22 protein-coding genes are annotated in these 22,504 nt (G+C 62.7%); 15 read left to right on the top strand and 7 right to left on the bottom strand.

Annotated elements, in window-relative coordinates; translation table 11 throughout:
* Both NKG95_RS08010 and NKG95_RS08005 read right to left on the bottom strand, forming a co-directional pair.
* Nucleotides 1-1,233 carry a YcaO-like family protein gene (locus NKG95_RS08010; RefSeq protein WP_353040374.1) on the bottom strand — a complete coding sequence of 411 codons (1,233 nt, stop codon included), beginning with the start codon at nucleotides 1,231-1,233 and terminating at the stop codon, nucleotides 1-3.
* A complete protein-coding gene (locus NKG95_RS08005) occupies nucleotides 1,230-4,256 on the bottom strand; it encodes an ATP-binding protein (protein ID WP_031193359.1) in 3,027 nt (1,008 codons plus the stop codon). Before NKG95_RS08005 ends, NKG95_RS08010 begins: the two co-directional genes overlap by 4 nt.
* 650 nt (nucleotides 4,257-4,906) lie before the next feature.
* On the opposite strand from NKG95_RS08005, the gene fabI reads away from it, so the two are divergent.
* Together fabI and NKG95_RS07995 are read left to right on the top strand one after the other, a co-directional pair.
* Nucleotides 4,907-5,725 carry an enoyl-ACP reductase FabI gene (gene fabI, locus NKG95_RS08000; RefSeq protein ID WP_353040373.1) on the top strand — a complete coding sequence of 273 codons (819 nt, stop codon included), beginning with the start codon at nucleotides 4,907-4,909 and terminating at the stop codon, nucleotides 5,723-5,725.
* A gap of 31 nt (nucleotides 5,726-5,756) precedes the next feature.
* Nucleotides 5,757-6,344 carry a histidine phosphatase family protein gene (locus NKG95_RS07995; RefSeq protein ID WP_353040372.1) on the top strand — a complete coding sequence of 196 codons (588 nt, stop codon included), beginning with the start codon at nucleotides 5,757-5,759 and terminating at the stop codon, nucleotides 6,342-6,344.
* A 52-nt stretch (nucleotides 6,345-6,396) separates the two neighbouring features.
* Here the strand turns inward: NKG95_RS07995 and NKG95_RS07990 are convergent, their stop codons facing one another.
* Entirely contained in the window at nucleotides 6,397-6,660 is a 264-nt protein-coding gene (locus tag NKG95_RS07990; RefSeq protein ID WP_023716902.1) for a DUF1344 domain-containing protein, read from the bottom strand.
* 276 nt (nucleotides 6,661-6,936) lie between these two features.
* Between NKG95_RS07990 and aroC the strand changes: the two genes are divergently transcribed.
* Nucleotides 6,937-8,046: a chorismate synthase gene (aroC, locus tag NKG95_RS07985; protein ID WP_352483721.1), complete on the top strand. Its 1,110-nt coding sequence runs from the start codon at nucleotides 6,937-6,939 to the stop codon at nucleotides 8,044-8,046.
* A 98-nt stretch (nucleotides 8,047-8,144) separates the two neighbouring features.
* A complete protein-coding gene (ribB, locus tag NKG95_RS07980) occupies nucleotides 8,145-9,245 on the top strand; it encodes a 3,4-dihydroxy-2-butanone-4-phosphate synthase (RefSeq protein WP_023716904.1) in 1,101 nt (366 codons plus the stop codon).
* 59 nt (nucleotides 9,246-9,304) lie between these two features.
* On the opposite strand, the gene NKG95_RS07975 is transcribed toward ribB, so the two are convergent.
* On the bottom strand, nucleotides 9,305-10,528 hold the full coding sequence (locus NKG95_RS07975; RefSeq protein WP_352846051.1) for an MFS transporter: 1,224 nt from the start codon (nucleotides 10,526-10,528) through the stop codon (nucleotides 9,305-9,307).
* 118 nt (nucleotides 10,529-10,646) lie between these two features.
* On the opposite strand from NKG95_RS07975, the gene NKG95_RS07970 reads away from it, so the two are divergent.
* From NKG95_RS07970 to NKG95_RS07940, 7 genes are all read left to right on the top strand, one after another.
* Nucleotides 10,647-11,300: a TetR/AcrR family transcriptional regulator gene (locus tag NKG95_RS07970; protein ID WP_353010735.1), complete on the top strand. Its 654-nt coding sequence runs from the start codon at nucleotides 10,647-10,649 to the stop codon at nucleotides 11,298-11,300.
* A gap of 131 nt (nucleotides 11,301-11,431) precedes the next feature.
* Nucleotides 11,432-12,358 (top strand): histone deacetylase family protein, encoded by a 927-nt coding sequence (locus NKG95_RS07965; RefSeq protein ID WP_353040371.1) that lies wholly within the window; start codon nucleotides 11,432-11,434, stop codon nucleotides 12,356-12,358.
* Nucleotides 12,359-12,361: 3 nt separating this feature from the next.
* Nucleotides 12,362-12,613 (top strand): exodeoxyribonuclease VII small subunit, encoded by a 252-nt coding sequence (locus NKG95_RS07960; RefSeq protein WP_352526964.1) that lies wholly within the window; start codon nucleotides 12,362-12,364, stop codon nucleotides 12,611-12,613.
* 107 nt (nucleotides 12,614-12,720) lie between these two features.
* Nucleotides 12,721-12,987: a DUF2277 domain-containing protein gene (locus NKG95_RS07955; RefSeq protein ID WP_023716908.1), complete on the top strand. Its 267-nt coding sequence runs from the start codon at nucleotides 12,721-12,723 to the stop codon at nucleotides 12,985-12,987.
* A gap of 9 nt (nucleotides 12,988-12,996) precedes the next feature.
* Nucleotides 12,997-13,917 carry a pirin family protein gene (locus NKG95_RS07950; protein WP_353040370.1) on the top strand — a complete coding sequence of 307 codons (921 nt, stop codon included), beginning with the start codon at nucleotides 12,997-12,999 and terminating at the stop codon, nucleotides 13,915-13,917.
* An 81-nt stretch (nucleotides 13,918-13,998) separates the two neighbouring features.
* Entirely contained in the window at nucleotides 13,999-15,912 is a 1,914-nt protein-coding gene (gene dxs, locus NKG95_RS07945) for a 1-deoxy-D-xylulose-5-phosphate synthase (protein ID WP_023716910.1), read from the top strand.
* 206 nt (nucleotides 15,913-16,118) lie between these two features.
* The gene (locus NKG95_RS07940) at nucleotides 16,119-16,412 is read left to right on the top strand and encodes a hypothetical protein (protein ID WP_023716911.1); all 294 of its coding nucleotides are present in this window, start codon (nucleotides 16,119-16,121) and stop codon (nucleotides 16,410-16,412) included.
* Between the two features lie 3 nt (nucleotides 16,413-16,415).
* Here NKG95_RS07940 and NKG95_RS07935 read toward each other — a convergent pair whose 3' ends face one another.
* Nucleotides 16,416-16,817, bottom strand: a complete 402-nt coding sequence (locus NKG95_RS07935) for a GFA family protein (RefSeq protein ID WP_352494381.1) — start codon at nucleotides 16,815-16,817, stop codon at nucleotides 16,416-16,418.
* A gap of 174 nt (nucleotides 16,818-16,991) precedes the next feature.
* Here NKG95_RS07935 and NKG95_RS07930 point away from each other — a divergent pair, with 174 nt between their 5' ends.
* From NKG95_RS07930 to NKG95_RS07915, 4 genes are all read left to right on the top strand, one after another.
* Nucleotides 16,992-17,801 carry a TlyA family RNA methyltransferase gene (locus tag NKG95_RS07930; RefSeq protein ID WP_352547559.1) on the top strand — a complete coding sequence of 270 codons (810 nt, stop codon included), beginning with the start codon at nucleotides 16,992-16,994 and terminating at the stop codon, nucleotides 17,799-17,801.
* Nucleotides 17,798-19,039 (top strand): class I SAM-dependent RNA methyltransferase, encoded by a 1,242-nt coding sequence (locus NKG95_RS07925; RefSeq protein WP_023716913.1) that lies wholly within the window; start codon nucleotides 17,798-17,800, stop codon nucleotides 19,037-19,039. Before NKG95_RS07930 ends, NKG95_RS07925 begins: the two co-directional genes overlap by 4 nt.
* Nucleotides 19,040-19,114: 75 nt before the next feature.
* Complete coding sequence (locus NKG95_RS07920) at nucleotides 19,115-19,486, top strand: antitoxin Xre/MbcA/ParS toxin-binding domain-containing protein (protein ID WP_023716914.1); 372 nt, start codon at nucleotides 19,115-19,117, stop codon at nucleotides 19,484-19,486.
* A complete protein-coding gene (locus tag NKG95_RS07915; RefSeq protein WP_502895932.1) occupies nucleotides 19,452-19,985 on the top strand; it encodes an RES family NAD+ phosphorylase in 534 nt (177 codons plus the stop codon). The genes NKG95_RS07920 and NKG95_RS07915 overlap by 35 nt, the downstream gene beginning before the upstream one ends.
* Nucleotides 19,986-20,234: 249 nt before the next feature.
* On the opposite strand, the gene NKG95_RS07910 is transcribed toward NKG95_RS07915, so the two are convergent.
* Both NKG95_RS07910 and tldD read right to left on the bottom strand, forming a co-directional pair.
* On the bottom strand, nucleotides 20,235-20,942 hold the full coding sequence (locus NKG95_RS07910; RefSeq protein ID WP_023716916.1) for an NAD-dependent deacylase: 708 nt from the start codon (nucleotides 20,940-20,942) through the stop codon (nucleotides 20,235-20,237).
* A 66-nt stretch (nucleotides 20,943-21,008) separates the two neighbouring features.
* The gene (gene tldD, locus NKG95_RS07905) at nucleotides 21,009-22,421 is read right to left on the bottom strand and encodes a metalloprotease TldD (RefSeq protein ID WP_023716917.1); all 1,413 of its coding nucleotides are present in this window, start codon (nucleotides 22,419-22,421) and stop codon (nucleotides 21,009-21,011) included.
* Nucleotides 22,422-22,504: the final 83 nt, after the last annotated feature.

The following is a 22,504-nucleotide window of genomic DNA, read 5'->3' as shown; positions in this document are numbered from 1 at the left end:
CTATCCTCTGATGAGGTCTTTGAGCGGAGGGGCGACGAGACGGACAATCTCGATATCGGGATCCGTGCTGCTATGGAGCGGCACGACAAGGGCCGCCTGCGCTCCGGCGCGCCTTAGCGATTTGAGAACGGCGTCGAGCTTGCTGGCGCCTGAGGTCGGTCCGACGCTATCGGCGGGAAGCGTGGTGGCGTTCCCTGGCACCCGGAACGAGCGTCGACGCGTGTCCAGGTCCACTCGGTCGTACCACTCGGGATAAGCGGCACGTGTAATATCTTCACGGGCACCGGCGAGCGCGGTTACCCGGGCCTGTGCCGCCTCCATCAGTGCCTTGGCCAAGGCGCCATCATGGGTAAAGTCGCACGCAAACCCCTCGCCCGGCAGCGGCGCAATCTCCTGATGCGCTTCCGATTCCATTACGGCGCAGCGAAAGACCGGCAAATCATGATCGCCTGGGACGAGCCATATTCCGGCAACGAGATCCGCGGCTGCGAGGCTTGCCAGAATTCGCGACGAACGCGGACCGCCAATACGGGCGGGGTCGATACGAATTTCCGGAAAGGAACGTGGATACCGGTTGGCGCCTGCGATGCTCGCGCGCTCGATGATTTCTAGCGCTGCATGGGTGATCGCGGAAACTAGCGTTTGCCCGGCGGCGAGTCCGCGCGTGGATCGGGGAAACGCCACGGGATGCGGGGACGGAAGCGTGTAGATGGTATCGACCAGGGGGAGAGGAACTGGCAGCACCCGGCCGGTGAAAATATCATAACCGTCGGTCCACTGGAGTTGCAGTTGATCCCAGCCGGCGTCGAAGTCATGGACTCGGCAGCCAGCATAGAGGGCCCGAATCTCTTCTCCCAGAACGCGCGCGCTTGCGATCCTGATGCGCTCATGCGAGACCTGCTCCGCTGCCCATCCTTCGAGCGCTTCCATCAGTGCCCCGGCCGCTGCCTCTATGAGGGTTTCACCCTTGCCCTGGGAGACAGCGTTGGAGAGCGACAATGGCCGCACGGCTTGAGCAACCGCCACGCCGGCGCGATCAAGGCGGGTCAACGATCCGATCCGCGTTATGCCAAAACGTCTCCGGACGGAGAAAAGCCCGCGGGCGAGCTTCTCGGTGGCTGCGGAGTCTGTGCACTGGGCATCGCCAAGGGCGGAGAGTTCGCGGTCGAGCCTAAGACCGATCTCATTCGCAGGAATGGCAAGCGCCTGCGCAAAGCCGGTGTCGGACTTCACAGCCGGAGCCGATCGAGGTCCAGCCGCACGCGTGACGCCAGGGGTGCGGCCCGCTGTTCGGTGCTGACTTCGAGCGCTCGACGAAGGTCGGCCATCACCGCCTCCTGCGATTCGCCAAGGGTATGACGGAGCACACCGCGCTGCCGTAGCAACTCAGCAAGCCAGAACACTTGCCCACTGCTGGTCGAAGCCGCGATGATGCTATCCAGTATCGACAAGGCCTCGTCGTTGCGTCCAGCGCGTTCTAATAACTCCGAACGCATGCCCTCAAAAACGGGGGCACCCTCGTAGGTCGCGATCTCGCGCCAGCGTGTCAGCTCGGTTTCGAATGCCACTACGCCAGCTGCCGCGTCCCCGCTCATACCCTGCGCCCAGGCACGGAACAGCGCCGCCTTGGCGAGTACACCCGGCGTTGCCCGCCCGAGTTCTCCGATCCTTTCGGAGACCGCAATCACACCGGGATGGTCGTTTCGATATCGTTTCAGCTCGATCTCGAACTCCAGTGCATGCAACATGCTGTTCGGATGATTGATGTGCTCGGCCCATCGTTTGGCAGCGATTATACTTTCGGAAGCCCCATTGTCGTCGCCTACGAACCACAGGGAGAACGCACGTTCGCCCAGGCCGCAGACCTTGGCGTCATGACCTCCGTAACGGCCGCGGTTGAAACATGCGCGATCCTCGTCGTAAAGAACGAGACCCTGCTCGACGCATTTTAGGCAGTGCGAATGCAGCCCGGCATCAATGTTGGTCGCCCATGCGCAATGCAGCGACTGAAGCCGGACCTCAGGATCTGCAGAGCCTTCAAGGTCCTGCACGAGGATGTCGGATCTTGCGCGCTGTGTCTGGTAGTCGGGCGCAGTGAACCACCAACCCCAGTAAAGCGGGAACCATTCTGCACGATCCCGATCCTTAACCGTGGCGCACAGCGATACGCCGCGCTCATAGATCGCACGCGCTTGCTTGCTGCCTCTACCGAAAAGCGCTGCAACGACCGGCCCGCGAACTGTGAGGAGGCGAAGCAGCTGCTCATTCGACTCGGCATTCCTGCCGGCCTGAGCGAGTTGTTTCTCAGCGAAATCCAGCAGGTTTTCTGCCTCCTGCATTGCTGACCGAACATCGCAAGCCTCTGCCGCCTGAATAGCGTGGCGCGCCGCCTGCACAGGCTGTCCGGCCTGCCCGAAATGCCATGCCATCGTCTCGTCGGAGAGCGGCGGAACAACACCTGATTGAATGAGATTTACAACGCTTGTGTGGATTTCCTGCCGCTCGGATTTCAGGAGGCTTTCGTAGGCCGCTTCCTGGATCAGCACGTGGCGGAAGCGAATTTCCATACCGCCAGACTTCCGACGGACAATCCCGGCTTGGACAAGACCTTCGATTGCTTCGTCCAGAGGTATGGCAAGAGGCCCAAGTTCAAGCACACAAGCCAGCAGTTTCCGTCGGAACTGTCGCCCTAGGACGCTTGCGATTTGGGCGACACGTCTCAATGGCCCCAAGCTGGCGAGGCGGGCTGCGAGAAGATCCCGGAGATCCAGAATGCTATCCGCACGAAGCAACGCCTCCAATCCGGCCCGATCGGGCAAGCCAGCCTTCGCTCGTTCACGGATCCAAAGCGCCAGCTGTTCGGCAAACAGGGGCACGCCATCGCTCTTCTCGTAGATAAAGGCGACCAGTTCATCTGGTGGCGAATAATCCTCCCAGATCGTGCTGAGCAGCTCCGCGGTAGCTTGAGCAGTCAGGCCAGACAAGGCGACGGCAAGCACGTTTGGATCGCCGAAACCGTCCGGCGCGATAGCCTCGCGCGACGTTACTGCGGCAAGAATCGGCCGTGTTTCGATCCACCGGCTCAGCTTGGCGACAAGTGCTTTGGTGAGCGTGTCTGCCCAGTGAACGTCCTCGATTATCAGGAGGAGCGGTCCAAGAACGGACGGCGACGTCAGAAGTGACAGCATGGCCTCGACAACACGCGCCCTGATCTCCTCGTTCGAGAGATCGACCTGCCAGGCTTGGCCAGCGCCCCCCTCCGTCTCGCCCGCGACAAGGAATGTGATGATCTCGGCATTCAACGCGCCAAGTTCCGAGCCATGTGACCGCAGGTAGCGCGTGACCGCATCCCGATCCGGGTCGGCGTTGCCGGTCGCGTCTGCGATTGCCTTTCTGAGAGGTTCTAGAAACGGGTGCAGCGGTTCCGAATTGCCGCGCGGCTGACATTGAAACACCAGGGTCCGCACACCCTTAGCGGCAAGATCACGGCGGAACTCGGCGATCAGCCGGGATTTTCCGATCCCGGGGTCGCCATGGAGAAGAATGAACTGGCCATTGCCGTTTGCGGCTCTAACCCAACGCCGGCCACACAATTCAAGCTCGTCTTCGCGACCGATTAGCGGCGCGGAAACGCGCCGATACGCTGTGAAGCGGTCGAACTGCTGCCGGCGAGTTAATGGCCGCCACAAAAGTACCGGTTCGCCAAATCCTTTCAGGTGCCTTGGACCGATCTCCTCGAATTCGAACGCGCCCATGGTAAGCCGATAGGTGGCTTCTGCGACAGCAACACTGTTCGGCGCTGCTTCGGACTGGATGCGCGCAGCCAGTGCCGGCGCGACGCCAATAATCTCGGTGGCGCCCGGAAGGTTCGTTTTCGAAGCGTCAGCGATGACGACCACACCTGTGGTGATGCCGACCCTTACCTTGAGGCTGGATTCGGACTGTCTCGCCAGTTTCTCGCACCACTCGACAATTTCGATTGCCGACGCGACCGCACATTCGGCGGCATCTTCCCTGGACTCGGGAAAGCCGAAATAGGCGCAGCCGCCGTCGCCATGAACCCGCTCGAGGTAGCCATTGTAGTCGCTGATCAATGCAGCCGCTCCATTGTGGAGCGAACGTTGCATAGCGCCGAATTCTTCGGGGTCCAGCTGATTTAGCAGAGTGGTCGAACCAACAATGTCATAGTACAGCGCGGTCACATGCCTGCGCTCCCCTGCAAGCGACCCGGTCTGAACTCGTTCCCTGGTGGTCATCGGACGTCCTGCAACACGCTGAGAGAGCCACGCGGCTTTCTCGGATGTTATCGAAGCTCCATCGTGAGCACTAAGGCTTAGAATAGTCCCATTGGCAACGGCATAATGGGTTCCTAGCCCACCCGTCTGCTATCCGTTCGCAATCCAGTCGTGATCATCAACGCGGGCTTTCAGTTCGCTGCAACGACAGGAATGGGGTGCCTCTAGTCTAACAGGAGTGTCGGCTGGAGGAGCGCGCGTGCGGTCCACGTTTGGCGCAATCACGTCTCCAGCGCGCTCACTGGCAACGTCCGCTTCCGGGATAGGGCCGCGTCTCCGGAATGTCTTAGATTAGGCGCAAACCGGTCGTCCACAGCTCAAATCATGAAGTCGGCTTGGGGTCATGAGCGTGACTTCGGCCGCTGGCCAACGAAACTTCCGCCAAAGGGTCATCTTCCGCCGTGCCACACGGACACCAAGTGTCGTATTTTTTCACTGGCCCACGACCGCAAGGTCAAAGCGCTACAGCGTCCTTTGCACGTCCAAAGGACGCGCGGCACTGCTGAGCAACCGCTTTGTCCCGCGAACTGTCCGCTTTGAACGCTTGAAGGGGCACTGTGGCTGTGCGATAGGCACTCCACAACGTAGAGAACCTTGCGGAGAGCGCTGACATGGCGGGTGGACGGGGCCTTATGGCCGGCAAGCGCGGCCTTATCCTTGGCATCGCCAACAATCGCTCGATCGCTTACGGCATAGCCAAGGCCTGTGTCGACCACGGCGCCGAGATCGCGCTGACCTATCAGGGCGAGGCGTTCAAGAAACGCGTCGAGCCGCTTGCGGCGGAACTGGGCGCGCATGTCGCGGGCCATTGCGACGTGACCGACCCGGCCAGCCTCGATGCGGTGTTCGCCGACATCGCCAGCCGTTGGGGCAAGCTTGATTTCCTCGTCCATGCCATTGCCTTCTCCGACAAGGACGAGCTGACCGGCCGCTACGTCGAGACGACGCGCGACAATTTCCTGCGCACCATGGATATTTCGGTCTATTCCTTCACGACCATCGCCAAACGCGCCGAGGCACTGATGACCGATGGCGGCTCGCTGCTGACGCTGACCTATTACGGCGCAGAAAAGGTGATGCCACACTACAACGTCATGGGTGTCGCCAAGGCGGCACTCGAGGCCAGCGTGCGCTATCTGGCCGTCGATCTCGGCGCCAAGAAGATCCGCGTCAACGCCATCTCCGCCGGCCCGATCAAGACGCTTGCCGCATCCGGCATCGGCGATTTCCGCTATATCCTGAAGTGGAACGAATACAATTCACCTCTGAAGCAGACGGTGACGCAGGAGGAGGTTGGCGATTCCGGCGTCTATTTCCTGTCCGACCTTTCGCGCGGTGTCACCGGCGAGATCCATCATGTCGATTCCGGCTATCATGTCGTCGGCATGAAGGCGGTCGACGCGCCGGATATTTCGACGGTCAAGGACTGACGCCGCCGCCTGACCTCTTCCGGAAGACCTGATGTACCCGCTCGTCTATATCGTGCGCCACGGCCAGACGGCGTGGAACGCCGAGGCCCGGCTGCAGGGGCAGGCCGATACCGACCTCAACGAGCTCGGCCGCGAACAGGCTAGCCGCAACGGGCGTAGGCTGGCCGAACTCATCGACAAGCCCGACGATTTCGACTTTGTCGCCAGCCCGATGCGGCGTACGCGCGAGACGATGGAGCGCCTGCGCGCGGCGATGAAGCTCGATCCGCACGCCTATCGTACCGAGCCGCTACTCGTAGAATTGAGCTTTGGCGACTGGCAGGGTTTCACCTTTGCCGAACTCGAGGCGAACGATCCCGGTTCGACCAGGCACCGCCGCCTCGATAAATGGAATTTCCACCCGCCCGGCGAAGGCGCCGAAAGCTATCAGATGCTGCTCGAACGGGTGAAGCCGTGGTTCGACGCTCTCGATCGCCAGACGGTCTGCGTGACCCATGGTGGCGTCATGCGCGCGCTGTTCCGCCTGGTGCTGGGGATGTCTGAACAAGAGGCGGTCAGCATGGAAGTGCCGCAGGACCGCCTGCTCAGGCTGGACGGCCGGCGCCTGGAGTGGCTTTGAGACCGATGAGGTAGCGTATGTTGAGACCAGGTCGGGCCGGCACCGACGCGCCCTACTCGGTCGATCCGGTATCCGGCAATTCCATGTCGGTGACGACGTTCTCGCCATTCGTCACGTCATAGGCGAGGACGATGTCCATGCCCGGCTTCAGCGCATCGAGATCGGTTTCGGCGTTCAGCTTGTAGGACTTGCCGTCGTCCAGCGTCAGCGTCAGCGCGTCCTTGTCGACCTTCTTGATCAGGCCTTCGGTCTGGCCGGCGAAGGCGGCGGTGGAAATCAACAGCGTGGCGGCAACAGCGCCAATCAGGATACGCATCATCGTCCTCTTTAATCATTGCCGGTACAGCGGCTCGGTCCAACGGAACGGAACTGAGCAGAAACCAATCGAATGTGTCAAAACTAAATCCGCCGGATCACAGTTTGACCACTGTGGAAAACGCCAATAGAAGGCAAGCTGCAGCGCCGCGTCCTCCTGGGCGCGCAACGAACGCTGTAGCACTTTTGATTTTTTTGCGCATGATCCTTTCCGAAAATCGCGCCGATTTTCGAGGTCATGCGCTAGGCCGGCTCCGACGCCGGCAGGGCTGGTTCCATGTCGCACAACACGTTCGGCCATCTCTTCCGCGTCACCACCTGGGGCGAAAGCCACGGGCCGGCGCTGGGCTGCGTCGTCGATGGCTGTCCGCCCGGCATCCGCTTCACTCGCGACGAGATCCAGGCCGAACTCGACAAGCGTCGCCCCGGCCAGTCACGTTTTGTGACCCAGCGTCGCGAACCTGACGAGGTCAAGGTCCTGTCCGGCTTTATTGTCGATGAGGACGGGGAGACGATGATCACCACCGGCACGCCGGTGTCGATGCTGATCGAGAATGTCGACCAGCGCTCCAAGGACTATGGCGACATCGCCCGCCAGTTCCGGCCGGGCCATGCCGACTACACTTACGAGGTCAAATACGGCCTGCGCGATTACCGCGGCGGCGGTCGCTCCTCGGCGCGTGAGACTGCGGCGCGAGTGGCGGCCGGGGCGCTTGCCCGCAAAATCGTGCCAGGCATGGTGGTGCGCGGCGCGCTGGTGTCGATGGGCGAAAGATCGATCGATCGCGCCAACTGGAACTGGAATTTCGTCGGTGACGCCGAAAACCCGTTCTTCACTCCCGATCCGGCGTCGGTCGCCGTCTTCACCAAATATCTGGACGGTATCCGCAAGGCGGGCTCCTCGGTCGGTGCGGTCATCGAGATCGTCGCCGACGGCGTGCCGGCGGGGCTTGGCGCGCCGATCTATGCCAAGCTCGACCAGGACATCGCCTCCGGCCTGATGTCTATCAACGCCGTCAAGGGCGTCGAGATCGGCAACGGTTTCGAGGCCGCCCGCATCACCGGCGAGGAGAATGCCGACGAGATGCGCATGGGCAATGACGGCAAGCCGGTCTTCCTGTCCAACAATGCCGGCGGCATCCTCGGCGGCATCTCGACCGGCCAGGCGATCGTCGCGCGTTTCGCGGTCAAGCCGACCTCGTCGATCCTGACGCCGCGAAAGTCGATCGACAAGGACGGTAACGACGTCGAGATCATGACCAAGGGCCGGCACGATCCATGCGTCGGCATCCGCGCCGTGCCGATCGGCGAGGCGATGGTTGCCTGCGCCATTGCCGATCATTATCTGCGGCATCGGGGACAGACAGGGAGGGGAGTAGGGGAGTAGGGGAGTATGTTGGTGCACGCCAAGCAGCCAATTTTTTCCTTTTCCCTACTGCCGTACTGCCCTATTCCCCTACTCCCCTGCGAGTGAAACGAGCGCTTATGCCTTACGACCAGAAGAAGATCGTTGAAGCCCTGCGCGCCTTCGAGCGCGGCGAGATCGTCGTCGTCATGGACGATGACGGGCGCGAGAACGAGGGCGACCTGATCGTCGCCGCCGTCCATTGCACGCCGGAAAAGATGGCGTTCATCGTCCGCAACACGTCAGGCATCGTCTGCACGCCGATGCCGCGCGAGGAAGCCAAGCGGCTCAACCTGTCGCCGATGGTGGCCGACAATGATTCTGCCCACACCACTGCCTTTACCGTCAGCGTCGACTTCAAGCACGGCACCACGACTGGCATTTCGGCGGACGACCGCACGCTGACGGTGCGCAATCTCGCCAATGGCAATGTCGGCGCGTCCGATTTCGTGCGCCCCGGCCACATCTTTCCGCTGATCGCGCGCGAGGGCGGCGTACTGATGCGTTCGGGCCATACCGAAGCCGCTGTCGACCTTTGCAAGCTCGCCGGCCTGCCGCCGGTCGGCGTCATTTCCGAGCTGGTCAACGATGACGGCACCGTGATGCGCGGCCCGCAGGTGCAGGCCTTCGCCGAAAAGCACGGGTTGAAGCAGATCTCGGTTGCCGACCTCATCGCCTACCGGCAACGCAAGGAAACGCTGGTCGAACGCGTCGCCTGTTCCGACATCGAGACGCCCGGCGGCAAGGCGCAGGTCTTTACCTATACGCTGCCCTGGGATTCCATGCATCACGTGGCGGTCGTCTTCGGCGATATCCGCGACGGCGTCGAGGTGCCGGTGCGCCTTCATTCCGAGGACGTGGTGAGTGACGTCTTCGGCACCAGCCACAGGCTGGACGCCATCATGAAGGCGATGGGTGAGCGCAAGCGCGGCGTCATCGTCTATCTGCGCGAAGGGTCGGTCGGCGTCGCCCATCAGGAGCGCAAGCGGCCGGCTGCCGGCGACCGCGAGGACCATGAAGAGGCGCGCCGGCGCGAGAACGAATGGCGCGAGATCGGCCTCGGCGCGCAAATCCTCAAGGATCTCGGCATTTCCTCGATCAATCTGATCGCCTCGCGCGAGCGCCATTATGTCGGCCTCGAAGGTTTTGGCATCCACATCGCCAAGACCGAGATTCTTTAGACCGTTCTCACGATGCTGGTATGCGTCCGGCCCCCGCCTCGGGCCGGACGCACCGGAAGCTATTCCGCAGCGACCGCAGCAGCGTCGCAGGCTGCAATGTCGCAATCCGGCGCGGCAAGGCTGCGCTGGCCGGCAAGCACGATGACCAATGCGATTGTGCCCGACGCCACCGATACCCAGAACCCGTTCTGCGCGCCGAAAGCGTCCACCACCCAGCCGGCGGCGAATGAGCCGAGCGCCATGCCGATGCCAATGCCGGTCATCACCCAGGTCACGCCTTCGGTCAGCACCGCCTCGGGCACGCGCCGCTCGATCAGACCGAATGCCGTGATGAAGGTCGGCGAGATCGCCACGCCGCTGACGAAGACGGCCAGTGCCAGCAGCGGCACGGTGTCGGCGACGAGCAGCGGCAGCGTGGTAAGCGCAATGATGGCGATTGCGATGGCAAGTTGAATTTGCAGCGGCACTTTCAGGTTCAGGGCGCCGATAATGATGCCGACGACGAACGATCCGAGCGCGTAGACGCCGATAACGAAGCTGGCGGCGCCCGGCTGGCCAAGCTCCTTGGTGATCGCCACCGTGCTCACCTCCGTGGTTGCAAAGGTCGCGCCAATGAAGATCAGGGCCAAGGTGAGGATCTGGACAGGCCGCAGGCGGATTGCCGAACCGCCCGAACCATGTTCCACCGGTCTGGCTCGCGGTTCGGTCGAACGCTGCAGGATGAAAGCCGTCGAACCGAGGGCGAGGAACAATGTGCTCGCGAGCACTCCCGCTTCCGGGAAAAGCGCGACGCTCAGCCCCACCGACAGCGATGCCCCGGCGATGTAGACCAGTTCGTCCGCCGCCGATTCAAAGGCGAACGCGGTGTTCAGCTCGGGACGGTTGCGGAAGATCTCAGTCCAGCGCGCGCGCACCATTGCCGGGATGCTGGGCATGACAGCAGCCAGCAGCGATGACACGAACAGCGTCCATATCGGCCAATGCTGATTGGCCGCCGCAATCAGGATCGCGAAAGCGAGCGTGGAAATCACGGTGGTCGGCACCACAATCCGCGTCTGGCCGAGGCGATCCACCAGTCGCGATACCTGTGGCGCGACGAAAGCGTTGGCAAGCGCATATGTCGCGGAGACAGCGCCGGCCAGCCAGTATTCGCCATCAGTCTGTGACAGCATCGCAACGATCCCGATCGGAGCCATGGCCATCGGCAGCCGGGCAACGAACCCAGCCGCGGCGAAGCCTTTGGCGCCGGGCGCGCGAAAGATCTGGGTATAGGGATTTTGCATGGTCTGGCTCCTGGACAAGGGACGGTTCGGCGATTACATACGTAACGTATGAGTTTAAATAGACCATACGCGGCGTATGTCAATTGGCATACGAAGCGTATGTTAATAGGGCCAGAGCATGCACAGACCACGCAAGGAGATGATTGCCGAGACCCGCGCCAAACTGATTGCCGCGGCACGCCAGGCCTTCGGCACGCTCGGCTATGCCGAAGCCTCGATGGATGATTTCACGGCATCGGCCGGGCTGACGCGCGGTGCGCTCTATCATCACTTCGGCGACAAGAAGGGCCTTCTCCAGGCGGTCATCGCCGAGATCGACGCCGAAATGTCGGCCCGGCTGAAGGTCGTTTCGGCCAAGCCGGACAATCTCTGGCAGGGCTTTGTCGACGAATGCACCGCCTATATCGAGATGGCGCTGGAGCCGGAGATCCAGCGTATTGTGCTTCGCGACGGGCCGGCGGTGCTCGGCGATCCATCGCAATGGCCAAGCCAGAGCACATGCATCCGCTCGATGACGGAGAGCCTGCAAAGACTGAGCGACGAGGGGACCATTCTTGCCGTCGATCCCGAAGCCGCGGCAAGGCTGGTCAGCGGCGCCTCGCTGCATGCGGCGCAGTGGATCGCAAATTCGAACGATCCCGAAGCGACGTCGAAGAAGGCCGTGAAGGCGTTCAAGGTTCTTCTGGAAGGGCTGCTCAACTGGACCGGCAGGCTGCACCAGCCTGATCGGCAATCGTCGATGCAGCCCGAGATTGATCAATCACCAGCCTGAGGTTGTTCTTTCCAGCAATCTGGCGGCTCGCGCTGGAACCAGCCGGCCCCGCCCGCTTAAACCCTGTTGAACATCACACCAGCGAGACGCTAAAACATGGCCAAAGCGTCGAGGCGCGCCTATATCGGGGCATGGTCACGAGACTTTACACCCATCCGATTTTCCTCGAGCACATAACCCCGCCCGGTCACCCGGAGCGGCCGGACCGTTTGCGCGCCATAGAGCGTGTGCTTGACGACGAGGCCTTCGCGGCGCTCGATCGCGTCCAGGCGCCGGAAGGCGACGAGGCAACCATCCTTTACGCGCATCCGCCCGAATTCGTCGAACGTGTCCGCATAGCGATACCGGACACCGGCATCGCCCGTATCGACGCCGATACCACCGCCAGCCCAAAGAGCTGGCAGGCGGCCGTGACTGCGATCGGGGCTGCCAACGCTGCTGTTGACGACGTCTTCACCGGCCGTGCCGACAATGTCTTCGTCGCCGCACGGCCGCCTGGCCATCATGCCGAAAAGACCACCTCCATGGGTTTTTGCCTGTTCAACACCGCGGCGATCGCGGCACGCTACGCGCAGAAGAACCATGGCGCCGACCGCGTTGCCGTCGTCGACTGGGATGTGCATCACGGCAACGGCACGCAGGACATTTTCTGGGACGATCCGTCGGTGCTCTATTGCTCGACGCACCAGATGCCGCTTTACCCCGGCACCGGGGCCGTGAGCGAAACCGGCGCCGGCAACATCGTCAACGCGCCGCTGGCGCCGCAGAGCGGCAGCGATGTTTTCCGCGACGCCTTTCTGTCGCGCATCCTGCCGGCGCTCGACAATTTTGCGCCCGATCTTATCATCATCTCCGCCGGTTTCGACGCCCACCACCGCGATCCGCTGGCCGAGATCAACCTGACCGAGGATGATTTCGACTGGGCGACCGGCCAGTTGCTCGAACGCGCCGGGCGCCTTAGCGGCAATCGGGTCGTCAGCCTGCTCGAGGGCGGCTACGATCTGCAGGGATTGGCATTTTCAGTCGCCGCCCATGTCGGGCGGCTGATGAAGGGATAGACGATGGCTGGTGAGACCAACGAGGACGTCAAGGCGATGAGCTTCGAGCAGGCGCTCGACGCGCTAGAGAGGATCGTCGACGATCTGGAGCGCGGCGACGTGCCGCTCGACCAGTCGATCCGCATCTACGAGCGCGGCGAGGCGCTGAAGGCGCATTGCGACCGGCTGTTGAAGGCGGCCGAGGACAAGGTCGAGAAAATCAGGCTGTCGCGTGACGGCAAGCCGGTGGGGACAGAGCCGTTGGACGCGGATTGAGGCGGCCTCGAACGACGATTGTGCTTGCCGGCTTTGGACATCACCATGATTGAGGATAAAACTCATCCCGTTTGAAACGGCTCCAGGACGAGAGGAGATTGCGAACGATGTGCAGAAACATCAAAACCCTGTTCAATTTCGATCCGCCGGCAACCAATGACGAGGTCCGCGATGCCGCACTTCAGTTTGTCCGCAAGCTGAGCGGAACGACGCGACCCTCAAAACAGAACCAGCATGCGTTCGACCATGCCGTCGAGGCCATTGCCGCCTCGGCGCGCGAATTGCTCGACAGCCTCGAGACGACGCAGCATCCGCGCAATCGCGAAGAGGTGGCGGCCAAGGCGAAGGCCAAATCTGCACTTCGCTTCGCCTGAGGGGACCGCGTGAGCTTCTTTCCCGGAAACGATCCGCAGATGGGCGATGCCTTCGCCAGCGATCAGATCGAGCTGATGGTCATTCCGAACGCCAAGGATATTGGCGGATTTCAGGTTCGCCGCGCCTTGCCGACGGCCAGGCGCCGGCTGGTCGGACCTTTCATCTTCTTCGATCGTATGGGTCCGGCAGTTCTTCGGGCCGGCCAGGCGCTCGACGTCCGTCCGCATCCGCATATCGGACTGTCGACGGTGACTTACCTGTTCGACGGCAAGATCAGGCACCGTGATTCGCTCGGCACCGAGATGGTGATCCAGCCCGGCGACGTGAATCTGATGACCGCCGGCCGCGGCATCGTCCATTCGGAGCGCACGCCAGAAGAACTGCGCGGCGCGCCGATGTCGGTTTCCGGCCTGCAGACATGGTTGGCGCTGCCGGACGGCAAGGAGGAGGTCGCGCCGATCTTCGAAAACACCGCGGCGCTGCGCCTGCCCGAAATCGATGCCGAGGGGGTCAGCGGCCATATCGTCCTCGGTGCGTTTTCCGGAATGCGCTCCCCGGTCGCGACCGCTTCGGACACACTGTACGCCGATCTCAGGCTGGCGCCGGGTGCCAGCGTGAAGATCCCGGCCGATGCCGAGGAGCGCGCCATCTATACGCTGGAAGGCGAGGTTTCGATATCCGGTGACCGCTTCCCGGCCGAGCGGCTGCTGGTTTTCCGGCCCGGCGATGAGATCGTTGTTTTATCGGAGAGCGGCGCCCATTTCATGCTGTTTGGCGGCGCTTCGCTCGGTTCGAAACGTTATATCTGGTGGAATTTCGTATCGTCCTCAAAGGAACGCATCGAACAGGCGAAAGAAGAATGGAAGACGGGCCGCTTCGATATCGTTCCCGGAGACGAGCAAGAGTTCATCCCGCTGCCCGAAAGCTGATGCGCGTTACCGCCACATTTACATTCGCCGGCCAGCGGCATATTTCACGATGAACAGAAAATCTGACCAGGCTCGCAAACAGTGAACGCAAAGCCCGATACGCCGCTTCTCGACAAGGTCCGCGTCCCAGCCGATTTGCGCACGCTTGCCGAAGGCGACCTGCCGCAGCTGGCTTCCGAGCTTCGCGCCGAACTGATCGACGTCGTCTCCCACACCGGCGGGCATCTCGGCGCCGGCCTTGGCGTGGTCGAGTTGACCGTCGCGCTGCACTACGTCTTCAACACGCCGGACGATCGGCTGATCTGGGACGTCGGCCACCAGGCCTATCCGCACAAGATCCTGACCGGCCGCCGCGACCGCATCCGCACGCTGCGGCAGGAGGGGGGGCTGTCCGGTTTCACCCGTCGCGTCGAGAGCGAATACGATCCGTTCGGCGCAGCCCACTCCTCGACCTCGATTTCAGCCGGCCTCGGCATGGCGATGGCGCGCGATCTGTCCGATGGCCGCAACAATGTCATTGCCGTCATCGGCGACGGCGCCATGTCGGCCGGCATGGCTTATGAGGCGATGAACAATGCCGGCGCACTCGATGCCCGGCTAATCGTCATCTTGAACGACAACGATATGTCGATCGCTCCACCGACCGGCGCAATGAGCGCCTATCTGGCCCGTCTGGCGTCTGGCAAGACCTATCTGGGGTTGCGCGATTTCGGCAAGAAGCTGACGTCCTATCTCGGCGAGCGCGCCGATCGCGCCATCAAGCGGGCGGTCGAGCACGCGCGCGGCTACGTCACCGGCGGCACGCTGTTCGAGGAAATGGGTTTCTACCACATCGGCCCAATCGACGGCCACAACCTCGAGCACCTGATCCCGGTGCTGAAGAACGTCCGCGACAATGCCGACGGCCCGGTGCTGATCCACGTCGTGACCCAGAAGGGCAAGGGCTACGCCCCGGCCGAGGCGGCCGCCGACAAATATCACGGCGTCAACAAATTCGACGTCATTACCGGCGCCCAGGCCAAGGCGCCCGCCAACGCGCCGAGCTACACCAAGGTGTTTGCCGACAGTCTGATCCAGGAGGCCCGAGAGGACGACCGCATCGTCGCCATCACCGCCGCCATGCCGAACGGCACCGGGCTTGACCTCTTCGGCGAAGCGTTTCCGGCGAGGACCTTCGATGTCGGCATTGCCGAGCAGCATGCGGTGACCTTCGCCGCCGGCCTTGCCACGGAAGGCTTCAAGCCTTTCGCGGCGATCTACTCGACCTTCCTGCAGCGCGCCTACGACCAGGTCGTCCACGACGTGGCGATCCAGAAATTGCCGGTGCGCTTTCCGATCGACCGCGCCGGCTTCGTCGGCGCCGATGGTGCCACCCATTGCGGCGCTTTCGACACCACCTTCCTGGCGACGCTGCCCGGTTTCGTCGTCATGGCGGCGGCCGATGAGGCCGAGCTGCGCCACATGGTACGCACCGCTGCAAGCTACGATGACGGCCCGATCGCCTTCCGCTATCCGCGCGGCAACGGCGTTGGCGTCGAGATGCCGCAGCGCGGCTCGGTATTGGAGATCGGCAAGGGCCGGATCGTCAGGGAAGGCACCAAGGTTGCGCTGCTTTCCTTCGGCACCAGGCTGCAGGATTGCCTGGCCGCGGCCGAGGAGCTTGGCGCGGCGGGGCTTTCGACCACGGTCGCCGATGCCCGTTTTGCCAAGCCGCTCGACGAGGATCTGATCCGGCGGCTGGCCCGTTCGCACGAGATACTGGTGACGGTGGAAGAGGGCGCGGTCGGCGGCTTCGCCAGCCATGTGCTGCAGTTCCTGGCCCACGAAGGGCTGCTGGAGAGCGGCCTGAAGGTGCGCCCGCTGGTGCTGCCCGACACTTTCGTCGACCATGCCAAGCCGGAAAAGATGTATGCCGATGCCGGGCTGGACAGCGCCGGCATCGTGCGCACAGTGTTCGTGGCGTTGGGGCATACCGCGCAGGCCCAGCGCGCCTAGTTGTTTCCGCGTTTCTGCAACGCCAAAAGATTCTGCTTGGCTGCAAATGCCAGTCTGAATCAAAATCTCAACTGCTTGAATCAAATTACCGGCGAACAGTCGTAAGATACTGTTTACGCTGCCATTTGGCGATTTGCTTACTGTGTCCTTTGGCCGTTTTTCAACGCCGCCCTGCTAGAAAGCGACCGGCAGGGGAAAGAAGACCAATGAGATCGCTTTTGGGCGGCATCGCGCTAACGGCCATCTTCGCCGCGTCGGCCGTGGCCGAAACGCGCTACGACCGCAAACTCGAAGAGGCGGTGATGGGCATCGTCGCCGGCAAGATCGGCCAAATCCGTGGCGGCTTCTCCTACAAGGAGGCGCCGCAATTCGTCGTCGTGCCAGATACCTTGCCGAAGGCGTCCATTTCCGTTGACCGGCCGCGCCCGCAGGTGTCCGGCGACAGCAGCGACGGTCTGACGCCGGCCGTTGAACGGCGGGTTTCGCGGACCATATTCTAGAAACTAGAACCACATATCCCGCACACAGCGACCATCCCTCGGCAAATCCTCGAATGTGTCGAGACCGTCGAAATGATCGATCGGGAGGTCGGCGACAGCCTCCGGCGGCGCAAGCCTCATATTGACGGCGATGCGGTGGCGACCGGCGGTATCGGCACGCAATCCGCGCCAGGCCAGGACGCAAGCGCACGTTGGACAGAAGAGAATCTCAAGCGAAGGGTGAGCCCTTCCAACGCGCGTATAGGCACTCACGGGCCCCGCAAGGCGGATGCGTTCGTCGACATAGTCATACGCCCAGAGCGTGCCGTAGCGACGGCAAAGCGTACAGTTGCAGGCAGTGATCGAACCGGGATCGCCCTCCAGGGTCCAGTGGGCTGCGCCGCAGTGGCAGGTTCCCGTCAGCATGTTCCTCCTCCACGTTTCGACGGCTAAACGGCATCTCTTCTTAGCATTGCGTCGGGTGTCGTGCGAGGTTCGACAAACAGCGGAGCGGCTGATGAGTTCACCCGCTTTTCCAACTATGCCTTGTCTCATCGCCAATATCCTTGCCATCATCGTTGGCATTCGCCATGAAGGCCGATGACTTCCCTTCCGCCAGCCAGCATTCGCCAGCGGCTCGACGAATTACTCGTCCAGCGCGGCCTGTTTGCCAGCCGCTCGCGTGCTCGCGATGCGGTGGCGCGCGGCACCGTGACGGTCGACGGCATCGTCGCCCACAAGCCGGGCCAGGCCGTTCTGCCTGAGTGCAACATCGTCGTTGACGATCCGGCGCAAGGTTACGTCTCGCGCGCCGCACTGAAGCTGAAGGCTGGTCTCGACCATTTCGGCCTCGACCCCACCGGTAGCGAAGCGCTCGATGTCGGCGCCTCGACCGGCGGCTTCACGCAGGTACTTCTCGAACGCGGCGCGGCGCATGTCACGGCGATCGATGTCGGGCACGGCCAGATCCACTCCGACATTGCCGGCGATCCGCGCGTGACGGTGATTGAAGGCCTGAATGCGCGCGAACTGTCGGCCGCCGATCTCGGCGGCCGTGTGCCGGATTTCATCGTCTCGGATGTCAGCTTCATATCGCTGAAACTGGCGCTGCCGCCGGCGCTTGCCTTGGCCAGGAACGGCGCAAAAGCCGTGTTTCTGGTCAAGCCGCAATTCGAGGCCGGCCGCGAGGCGATCGGCAAGGGCGGCCTGCTGAAGGACCCCTATGATGCGGCGCGCATTGCCGGCCTGATGCAGGACTGGCTCGATGCCATTCCCGGCTGGCGCTCGTTGGGACTTCATCTGTCGCCGATAGAGGGCGGCGACGGCAACCGCGAGTTCCTGCTCGGCGGCATCAAGGCCGTCGCGACCAAGCCTGCCAAGATCGGGCGGGCCGGGATTGAGAAGCGATGACCACGCGTTTCACGATCGCAAAATTGGGCTCGCAGGGCGACGGCATCGCCGAGACCGAGACCGGCGAGGTTTTCATTCCGTTTACGCTGCCGGGAGAGGTCGTCACCGCCGGGCGGGAGAAAGATCGCGCTACCTTGATGTCGGTGCTTGAGGCCTCGCCGCTGCGAGTCGATCCGCCGTGCCGCCATTTCGGCGAATGCGGCGGCTGCGCCGTCCAGCATCTCGAGACTGAAGCCTATCACCAATGGAAGCGCGAAAGGGTCGTGCATGCGCTGAAGAGCAAGGGCATCGCCTGCGATGTCGGCCCGCTGGTGCCGTGCGCGCCGCACACGCGCCGCCGCGTCGTCTTCACTGCCCGGCGGAGCGAGGCGGGAATGCAGTTCGGCTTCGTTCGCGCGCTGTCGTCCGAAATCATCTCCATCGAGGAATGCCCGATCTCGCTGCCGCAGATCGTCGCTGCGCTCGACCGTTTGAGGATGCTTGCCGGACTGATCTGCACTACGACCAAATCGTTCCACATGGCGGTGACGGTGACCGGTTCCGGCCTCGATGTCGCGGTTCACGATTCCGGTAAGCTCGGCGAGAACCAGCGCCGCGTCGCCTCGAACTTTGTCATTGCCGAGAGGCTAGCCAGGCTGTCGGTCGACGGCGAGATCATTATCGAACCAAAGAAACCGGTCGTCCTGTTTGGTGGCGTCGCTGTCGCAGTGCCGCCGGGCGCTTTCCTGCAGGCGACCGAGGCCGCCGAAGAAGCGATGGCCGACATTGTCGGCCAGCATCTCGCGCGCGCCAAAAAGGTCGCCGATCTCTTCGCCGGCTGCGGAAGCTTCGCACTGCGTCTGGCCTCAAGATCGGAGGTTCATGCGGTGGAAGGCGATGCGGCAGCACTCTCGGCGCTTGACCGGGCCTTCCGTTTCGCCAGCGGCCTGAAGCGGGTGACCGGCGAACGTCGCGACCTGTTCCGGCGGCCGCTCACATTCAAGGAGTTGAATGCCTTTGACGGCGTAGTCTTCGACCCGCCCCGCGCCGGCGCCGAGGACCAGTCGAAGCAGATCGCGCGCTCCGACGTGCCGCTCGTCGCCGCGGTGTCCTGCAATCCGGTGACGCTGGCGCGGGATCTTCGCATCCTCCTCGATGGCGGTTACGCCTTGAAGAGCGTAATCCCGATCGACCAGTTCCTGTGGTCGCCGCATGTCGAGGCCGTCGCGCTGTTGGAGAAGCCGAGACGAAGGCGCTAGCAGCTAGGGCTTGAAATGCGCACCAAAAAAGCACATTTTGAGTGTACGTCGTTCAAACTGGGCTAGGAAATTGCCATGAGCACCGCAGCCTTTGAAAATTCGGCATCGCGCTTCGGCGAGGAGCGGGCGCCGTTTCTCTCGCCGAGGCGGGTAGCCGCACTGCTAGGGGTCAATATGACTGAACTGGCCGGCCTGACCGGTCTCGCGCGCAACACGCTTGCCGCCAAGTCCGGTGCGCGCAAGGTCGACGCCGCATTGAGTCCCATCGTCCGCATCCTGGCGATGGCCGGCGAGATGGCCGGTGATGAACAGCGTGCCGCGATCTGGTTCAAACATCAGCCGATCCCCGGCTGGGCGGGAAAGACCGCCTACGATCTCGTTCGCGAAGGCAAGACTGACAAGGTGCTTGCCTATCTGGAGGCAGTCCGCTCCGGCATCTATGCCTGAACCCAGGCTGACTCTATGGCGCGCTTTTGTGCCGCGCTGGGCCCATCTGCCGCTTTCCGGTGAGGGCGCGGCCCGCTTCGGCGGCCGCTGGAATCCGATTGGCACGCCGGCGATCTACGCCGCCCGGGAACTGTCCACGGCTTGGGCCGAGTACAATCAGGGTTTTGTCCAGCACCCGGCGCTGATTGCACAATTGAAACTGTCAGGCGCCCGGCTGGCCGACCTGACAGAGGCTGATACGCTGTCGAAGCTCGGTGTAACGGCCGACATTCACCGGTGCGAATGGCGTGACATCGTGGATGGAGGCTTTGTGCCCGAGACGCACCAACTGAGAGACCGCTTGCTTGGCGACGGGCTGCACGGCGTGATCTACCCGTCCTTCATGTCGCCTGGCGGCACATGCGTCGCGCTGTGGCGCTGGAACGAAAACGATGCTCCGGATCTTGAAATCATCGATCCCGACCATCGCCTGCCGAAAACAGCGGCATCATGGCTTTAGGGCAGTTCGAGCTGCGGCGGGCACACCCGCCTCCATCTCTTCCAACGTCTTCGGCCTGCCTATGTGGGGCAGGGATCCAAATACGTCCTCTGGCCGTGTTAAAGGCAAGACTGGAACAGGCAGTGCGACTTGATCGTCGGTCGAACTGGTGACTTCTAGCTTTTCTCCGGCAGCGATCACAGTTTCCTCTCCCGACATAACAAAGATGCTGATCGCGCGCTGAATTCAAGGCTGCATAGCCAGACGGTGCTAGCCTGCGCCTGAAAGGACGCGCTCGACGAAGGCGGGCACCACTTGTGTCGCCGGCCCTTCCATCTGCTCGTCGAAACGGGAGGCCCAGCCGGCGCATTTCAGATTGAGTTCGGCTGTTACGGCTCCGGCCGCGCGTGCCTCCTCCACGAAACCTGCTGCCGGGTAGACACTCCCGCTGGTGCCGATGGCCACGAATAGGTCGCAGCGCGTCAGCGCCTCGCCGACCTCCTCCATGCGGTAAGGCATTTCGCCGAACCAGACCACGTCAGGCCTCAATTGACCTTTTGCGCCACACGCTGGACAGGCCGAATGGGCAGCGATGTCGTCGGCCCAGGTGCTGCTTTGCCCGCAGCTCAGGCAAAGGGCATGGCCCAGTTCTCCATGCATATGGATCAGTTTGCGCGAACCGGCGCGCTCATGCAGGTCGTCGATATTCTGCGTGACGACGAGGACGTCGCCTGGGAATTTCTGCTCGAGCTTGGCCAGCGCGGCGTGCGCCGCATTCGGCTCGACGCTGCCCATCTGCCGCCGGCGCATATTGTAGAAATCCTGCACCTTTACGGGGTCGCGCGCAAAACCTTGCGGCGTGGCCACGTCCTGCAGGTCGTATTTCGCCCACACCCCGTCGGGATCCCGGAACGTGGCGACGCCCGATTCCGCCGAAATGCCGGCGCCTGTCAGGATGACGATTTTGGCTTTGGACATGGTCGAAGACACCGGCATCCGGAAACATCATTTGGAAGGCGATGTTACCGGAAGGCGGCAGCCGCATCAAACCCTGGTGCCGCCGACCGTCATCTGGTTCATCCTGAGATGCGGCTGGCCGACGCCGACCGGCACGCCCTGTCCGGCCTTGCCGCACATGCCGATGCCGGTGTCGAGCTTCATGTCGTTGCCGACCATCGAAACCCGATGCATGGCATCCGGCCCATTGCCGATCAGCATGGCGCCCTTGATCGGTTGCGTCACCTTGCCGTTCTCGATCATGTAGGCCTCGGTGCAGCCGAACACGAACTTGCCCGAAGTGATGTCGACCTGGCCGCCACCGAACGACACGGCATAGATGCCGTTCTTGACCGAGGCTATGATTTCCTCCGGCTCCATGTCGCCTGCCGTCATGTAGGTGTTGGTCATGCGCGGCATCGGCTCATGCGCGTAACCTTGGCGCCGCCCGTTGCCGGTGGCCTTCATGCCCATCAGCCGTGCATTCTGGCGGTCCTGCATGTAGCCGACCAGCTTGCCATCATCGATCAGCACGTTATGGGCCGAAGGCGTGCCTTCGTCGTCGACGGTCAGCGAACCTCGCCGCTCGGGCATGGTGCCGTCGTCAACGACGGTGACGCCTTTCGCCGCCACCTGCTGGCCAAGCAGGCCGGCAAAGGCCGACGTCTTCTTGCGGTTGAAATCGCCTTCCAGCCCGTGGCCGACGGCCTCGTGCAACATGACGCCCGGCCAGCCGCTCGACAGCACGATGTCGAAAGTGCCGGCAGGTGCTGGAACCGCTTCGAGATTGACGAGCGCCTGCCGCAGTGCCTCCTTGGCCGCGTGCCGCCAGCTGTCCTCGACCAGGAATTCGCCAAAATCCTTGCGGCCTCCCATGCCGTAGGAGCCGCTCTCCTGGCGGTCGCCGTCGCCGACCACCACCGATACGTTGATCCTGACCAGCGGGCGGATGTCGCGGACCATCTGGCCATCGGCGCGCACGATCTCGACATGCTGCCAGGAGGCGGCGAGCGACGCCGTCACCTGCCTGACGCGCGGATCTTCGGCCCGCAGCCATGCATCGATTTCCTGAAGCAACTTGGCCTTGGTCTCGAAGGAAGGCGAGGGGATCGGGTTTCCGTCGCCGTAGAGATGGCGGTTGGTGCGGACGGGCGCTGCGGCAAGCGTGCCGGAATAGCCGCTCTTCACCGTCGAAACGGCATCGGCGGCGCGCCGCAGCGAGGCTTCGGAGAGATCACTGGAATGGGCGTAGCCGCTGGCCTCGCCAGCGACGGCGCGCAGGCCGAAACCCTGGTCGGTGTTGAAATTCGCGGTCTTCAGCTTACCATTGTCGAACATCAGCGCTTCGCTTTCGCTGTATTCGAGAAACAGTTCGCCGTCGTCGGCGCCGTTGATGGTCTCGGCGACGATCTGCTTGATGCGATCGTCGGAAATGTCGAATTGGCCGATCAGGCTGTTCATGGCAGGTCCATTCGCAGGAGGATTGTTTCCCACGATGTAGGCGCGAAGGCCTGCACAGACAATCTGAAATGAGATTTGCCGTG

The organism is Mesorhizobium sp. M1423 (assembly GCF_040317575.1).
Classification (GTDB): domain Bacteria; phylum Pseudomonadota; class Alphaproteobacteria; order Rhizobiales; family Rhizobiaceae; genus Mesorhizobium.
This window is presented reverse-complemented; position numbering and strand designations above follow the sequence as displayed.